The following is a 6,695-nucleotide window of genomic DNA, read 5'->3' on the forward strand; positions in this document are numbered from 1 at the left end:
ATGATATTATTGTAGGGGCGAATTGCATTCGCCCTCTTGGAATAACTTCTGCTTCTGGGAGAAGGTTTGGGGGTGAGGACATTGTGGGCGCACGCAGTGCGCCCCTACCATTGGCGCAATGATATTATTGTAGGGGCGAATCACCGTCAAGCTAAAACTAGACAGAATGATCTGGCTATTATTACCCAAACCAGCCTTGAGCCGGTGAAAATTGGGTCTAATTGGCAATTTTTCGGCAAAAAAGTTATCTACACCTGTTAACAGGCAATTTATCCCCCGAATGAGCTACAATTATCGGTCAAACGTGGTTAATAGTGAGCAGATGCGTCGCATCGAAGGGGCGATTTTTGCCTCTGGTATGCCTGTGGCCGCTTTGATGGAAAAGGCCGCCCTGTTAACGGCAGAACAGCTTAAAAAGTCCTATTCCTTGGCTAATTTCTCCAAAATCGGCGTTATCGTTGGCCCTGGTCACAATGGCGGCGACGCTCTCGTGATTGCTCGAGAATTACATCTCGCCGGTTATCAAGTATCTCTTTTTTGTCCGATCGCCAAACTCAAGGATTTAACAGCACAACAGGCGAATTATGTCAAGCATTTAGGCTTAATTTTTCAGAAAACTTTAGAATCTTTGCGGGATTGTCAGTTAATTATCGATGGTCTTTTCGGTTTTGGTTTAGAAAGGACTTTATCGGGAGAGATTGCCGAATTAGTCGATAAAATTAATAGTTGGCAAAAACCGATAATTAGTATCGATATTGCTTCGGGAATTCACACCGACACCGGAGAGGTTTTAGGCACGGCAATTAAAGCCACTCATACCTTTTGTTTGGGACTCTGGAAGCGAGCTTTTTTCCAGGATTTGGCCCTACCCTATCTGGGTAAAGTGGAGTTAATTGATATCGGAATTAGTCCCCTTGACCTAGAAACAATTTTACAAGATTCACCGCCAATTCTGAGGGTTAATCCCGATCTAATTCGCCCTTATTTACCTTTACCCCGTCCTCTCCTTACCCATAAATATCAGCAGGGACATTTATTAATTATCTGTGGTTCTCGTCGTTATGCGGGGGGGGCAATTCTCGCCGGATTAGGAGCGCGAGGTAGTGGTGTGGGAATGCTTTCTATTGCTGTTCCTGCTGCCCTTAAATCTTTATTAATTAGTCATTTACCAGAAGCATTAATTATCGATTGTCCCGAAACTGCCACGGGAGCTATTGCCGAACTTCCCCTAGAATTAAATAATTATCATGTCCTCGCCTGTGGTCCTGGATTAACCACAGAAAATCCTGCTATTATCGAACAGGTTTTAGACAGTGATAAGCCGATTATACTCGATGCCGATGCTTTAAATATTTTGGCTCAACTGGGTATAGAAAAATTATCATCTCGTCAGAATAAGACAATTTTAACGCCTCATTGGGGAGAATTTAAACGCTTATTTCCTAACTTATCAGGTTCTCAAGATAGGATTAATATCACTCAAGAAGCATCTCAACAAAGTGGTGCAATTGTCTTATTAAAAGGAGCCAGAACTATAATCGCCTCCCCGGAAGGTAAAATGTATATAATCCCCGAAAGTAGCTCCGCTTTAGCGCGAGGTGGTAGTGGTGATGTCCTAACAGGATTAATCGGCGGATTCTTAACCCAAATGCCGGATAATGCCCCGGAAGCAACCGCATTAGCGGCTTATTTACACGCTCAAGCCGGCATTTTAGCGGCCAAAGAAAGGACGGAATTAGGAGTAGATGGAGTAACTTTAGCTAATTATTTATTTGCCGCCCTGAAAGATTCGATCCCCCCTGCCCACCTTGATAAGGGGGGTGCCGATAGGCGGGGGGATCAGAATTGATAATTTTTACTGTATCTAAATAGCTGGTTATAATTAAATTAAAAATGGATTTTAGATTCGATCCCCCCTGCCCCCCTTGATAAGGGGGGTGCCGATAGGCGGGGGGATCAGAATTGATAATTTTTACTGTATCTAACATTAAAATATCTTTCATAATATCCACCTAATAAACGCAATAAACGCAGAAATAAGTAGCGATCAATCTTCGTGTCCTCTGTGTCTTTGTGGTTCGTTCCATTCACTCGCCAGCAGGACTATATCTTAGAATACATAATACCCACCAAACCTAAGAGAGCCAAAATATTATTAATAGCATAAATGTACTGTATTTAAACTGAGTAGGGGTATTTTAGTACAAATGCTCGAACTGCCTCAACCTAGCTCCGGCTCTCCCTTCTCCGGTGCAGTCTTAACGAGTAATTCAGATAGTCGGCATTTGATAAAACATAAGGAATGTTAACCAAAACCACTTATCGTTAGGAATTTTGATAAGTTGGAGATTGAACAAAGATAGAAAGTCTCTAGCGCTGACAACTATGGCTGTAATTGTCCAAAAATACGGTGGTACATCGGTAGGTTCCGTGGAACGCATTCAATCGGTCGCTCAACGGGTCAAAAATACGGTAATAGCAGGAAATACCGTGGTGGTGGTCGTTTCTGCCATGGGTAAAACCACCGATGGATTGGTCAATTTAGCCAAACAAATCGCCGCCGAACCCTCGCGCCGGGAGATGGATATGTTATTATCCACGGGGGAACAGGTGACAATCGCCTTGATGAGTATGGCCCTAGAGGAAATCGGACAACCGGCCATCTCCCTAACCGGCGCTCAAGTGGGAATTGTCACGGAATCCGAACATAGTCGGGCCCGTATTTTAGAAATTAAAACCGATCGCCTCTCCCGTCATCTATCGGAAGGTAAAGTAGTTGTGGTCGCCGGTTTTCAAGGTGTCAGCGATAGTGATCAACTAGAGATTACCACCTTGGGGCGCGGTGGGTCCGATACCTCGGCCGTGGCCCTAGCAGCCGCCTTAAAAGCCGATTTTTGCGAAATTTACACCGATGTACCCGGTATTCTCACCACTGACCCCCGTTTAGTCCCCGAAGCGCGTCTTTTAGACCAAATCACCTGCGATGAGATGCTCGAATTAGCCAGTTTAGGGGCGAAAGTTCTCCACCCGCGAGCGGTGGAAATCGCTAAAAACTTCGGGGTTCCCTTGGTTGTCCGCTCCAGTTGGACAGAGGATCCGGGTACTTGGGTGACATCCCCGGCACCGAAACCGCGCACCCTGCAAGGATTGGAATTGACAAAAGCAGTGGATGCGGTGGAATTTGACGGTAATCAGGCGAAAATCTCCCTTTTACGGGTTCCGGACCGTCCCGGTATCGCTGCCCGTTTATTCGGGGAAATCGCCCATCAACAGGTGGACGTGGATTTAATTATTCAATCGATTCACGAGGGGGACAGCAACGATATCGCCTTTACGGTGATGGGAAATGCCTTAAAAAAAGCCCAATCCGTGGCCGAAGCGATCGCGCCGGTTTTACGTTCCCATCCGACTAATACAGAGGAAGCGGAAGTGATCATCGAATCCGGGGCCGCTAAAATCGCCATTACCGGCGCTGGTATGATCGGCCGGCCGGGAATTGCTGCCCAAATATTTAGCACTTTGGCCGCAGCGGCAATTAATATCGAAATGATCTCCACTTCTGAAGTAAAAGTCAGTTGTGTCATCGATGAAGCGGACGGAGAAAAAGCAATTAAAGTCCTTTGTGATGCTTTTCAAGTGGAGTATTCTGCTAAAGTTGCTCATTGCGAAATCCCTAAAAATTTAGTCCCAGTACGGGGAGTGGCCCTAGATAATAATCAGGCCCAAATGGCCATTCGTAACGTCCCCGATCGCCCCGGGATGGCGGCGAGAATTTTCTCGGTTTTAGCGGCAAAAAATGTCAGTGTTGATATGATTATTCAATCCCAACGCTGTCGCATTGTCGATGGTATTCCTCGACGGGATATCGCTTTTACTTTGCCCCAAGCTGATGCTAATTTAGCCCAAAAAATCCTCTTAGAACTATCGGAAAGTTTGGGTTTACAGGAAGTGGTGGTTAATAATGATGTAGCCAAAGTGAGCATTGTTGGTTCGGGAATGGAAGGACAACCGGGGGTAGCAGCACGCTTTTTTGAAGCTTTAGCAAAGGAGAAAATTAATATTTTGATGATTGCTACTTCTGATATAAAAATCAGTTGTGTGGTGAATCAGGAAGATGGAGTCAGGGCCCTACAAGTGGTTCACGCCGCTTTTGGATTAGCCGGACAGGGTAAAATTGAAGTACCCGCCTAAATGAAATTACAAGTTCTATGATGGGGGTAAGAGTTGTTTAATTGTTGGCAACTTATACCCCCAAAAACCAGATAAATAAGTTAACCCTCATCACCCCGATTTTATCTATGGAACCGATAACAGTGGCGACAATTGTTGCTTTGGTATTTCAGACTACTGTAGAAAAATTTACCGAAGCTGCTCTAGAAAAAATTAATACTTTGCGGCAAATCATCTGGAATAAACTTAAAGCTAATCCTAATGCTGAAAAAGCTTTACAAGCTGCTGAAAAAGGGTCAAAAACTGATCTAGAAAAAGTAGCAGATTATTTAAAGGTTGCCATGAATGATGAAGCAGATTTCGCCGAAAAAGTCAAGGGTTTAGCAACAGAAATTCAATCCTTGAAAATTCAGGATAATAGTAGTATGAATCAGGCTAATTCTGGAGGTCAAAATTTACAGAATCAGGGTCAGGTTAGTGAAGTTTATCAAGCAGCAACTATAAACATCAATAAACCCTGACTGCAGCCGCCTGTTAAGGAACAGGTTAAACAACATCCTCACAATTTATCTAATAGTAATATCCCTAGATTTGTTGGTAGGAATCAGGAATTAATTGACTTAAAAAAGCAATTACAACAATCCCAAAAGCTTGCTATATCTACCTTAACGGGAATGGGAGGCATAGGTAAAACCGAACTAGCCAGACAGTTTGGCTGGCAAGAATGGCGGGAAAAAGCCTATCCGGGGGGTATATGTTGGTTAAATGTGGCAGAAAGTGACGGCGGTTTTATCGGTACTTCTATTTTAGATTTTGCGCGGGTACATCTCAAATTAACTTTACCGGATGAGGGAGAATTAGACGTAAAAATTCGTTATTGTTGGCAAAATTGGTTAGCGGGAAATGTCCTAATTATTTTTGATGATGTGCGGGATTATCAGCAAATTAGGGATTATTTACCACCGCAAGAAGACAAACGCTTTCAGGTTTTAATTACCACTCGCAAAGAATATTTATCAGCGACAATTGCGACTTTTCGGGTAGAAGTATTAAAAGAAAAAGATGCACTTGATTTATTGCGTTCCTACCTTGAAGACAACAGAATTGACACACAAATCGAGGCAGCTAAATTATTATGTCAGGATTTAGGTTATTTACCCTTGGCGTTAGAATTGGTGGCAAGGTTGCTGGTACGACGACAGGATTGGAAAATTAGCAAAATACGGCAGAAATTAGCCGAAAACGGCTTAGATGAGCCAATCTTAGCCAAAAATCCCAAGTTTCATGGGGAAATGACTGCGGAAAGAGGGTTAAAAGCTGCCTTTAATCTCAGTTGGGAGGAGTTGCATAGCGAACCAGAAGCGCAAATTTTGGCACTTTATCTCAGTTTATTCGCTCTTGCGCCCTTTCCCAAAGGGATGATTCTGGATTTATTTCCCGATGAGGATGGGGATACAGTGGAGGAATGGTTAACCGATAGTTTAGTTCACCTGAGTTTAGTTCAGGATAAGGGTGAGGGTTGGTATGAAATTCATCCCCTGTTGCGTCGCTACTTTCGGGATAAGTTAGAAGCATCACCCCACGCAGAACCAGCAAAACGCCGTTATTGTGGGATTATGGCCAAAAAATCGGCAGAAATGCCACAGGATACAACTGTAGAAATCGTTGAAGAATTTAAACCTTTCCTTCTCCATCTACAAGCATCTGTCGGGGAATATCCCCAATATATCGCTGATGAGGATTTAGCTTGGTCCTATACGGGTTTAGCTCGTTATTATAAAGGACAAGGATTGTATGCTATTGCTGAACCTTACTATCAAGATTGTTTAACCGCAACTCGAACCCACTTAGGAGACAATCATCCCCATGTGGCAAATTCCCTCAACAATTTAGCAGCATTGTACGAATCCCAAGGCAGGTACACAGAAGCGGAACCTCTCTATCTAGAAGCATTAGATTTGTTAAAACGACTCTTAGGAGACAATCATCCCCATGTGGCAACTTCCCTCAACAATTTAGCATACTTGTACAATTCCCAAGGCAGGTACACAGAAGCGGAACCTCTCTATCTAGAAGCTTTAGATTTGAGAAAACGACTCTTAGGAGACAATCATCCCGATGTGGCAGCTTCCCTCAACAATTTAGCATACTTGTACAAATCCCAAGGCAGGTACACAGAAGCGGAACCTCTCTATCGAGAAGCATTAGATTTGCATAAACGACTCTTAGGAGACAATCATCCCTCTGTGGCAACTTCCCTCAACAATTTAGCACTATTGTACTATTCCCAAGGCAGGTACACGGAAGCGGAACCTCTCTATCTAGAAGCATTAGATTTGAGAAAACAACTCTTAGGAGACAATCATCCCCATGTGGCAACTTCCCTCAACAATTTAGCAGCATTGTACAAATCCCAAGGCAGGTACACGGAAGCGGAACCTCTCTTTCTAGAAGTATTAGATTTGGATAAACGACTCTTAGGAGAGAATCATCCCCATGTGGCAACTTCTCTCAACAATTTAGCA

5 protein-coding genes are annotated in these 6,695 nt (G+C 43.7%); all 5 read left to right on the plus strand.

Annotation, left to right across the window (positions count from 1 at the left end; translation table 11 throughout):
• Nucleotides 1-72: 72 nt before the first annotated feature.
• Complete coding sequence (locus tag IM462_RS09755) at nt 73-261, plus strand: hypothetical protein (RefSeq protein WP_287701112.1); 189 nt, start codon at nt 73-75, stop codon at nt 259-261.
• Between the two features lie 19 nt (nt 262-280).
• Nucleotides 281-1,849: an NAD(P)H-hydrate dehydratase gene (locus IM462_RS09760; RefSeq protein ID WP_287701114.1), complete on the plus strand. Its 1,569-nt coding sequence runs from the start codon at nt 281-283 to the stop codon at nt 1,847-1,849.
• Nucleotides 1,850-2,385: 536 nt separating this feature from the next.
• A complete protein-coding gene (locus tag IM462_RS09765; protein WP_108937976.1) occupies nt 2,386-4,191 on the plus strand; it encodes an aspartate kinase in 1,806 nt (601 codons plus the stop codon).
• A gap of 44 nt (nt 4,192-4,235) precedes the next feature.
• Entirely contained in the window at nt 4,236-4,691 is a 456-nt protein-coding gene (locus IM462_RS09770; RefSeq protein ID WP_287701116.1) for a hypothetical protein, read from the plus strand.
• Between the two features lie 135 nt (nt 4,692-4,826).
• Nucleotides 4,827-6,695 (plus strand): tetratricopeptide repeat protein (locus IM462_RS09775; protein ID WP_353737350.1); only part of this gene is annotated, 1,869 nt, incomplete at its 3' end.

Source organism: Microcystis sp. M144S2, from assembly GCF_020246065.1.
GTDB lineage: Bacteria > Cyanobacteriota > Cyanobacteriia > Cyanobacteriales > Microcystaceae > Microcystis > Microcystis ichthyoblabe_A.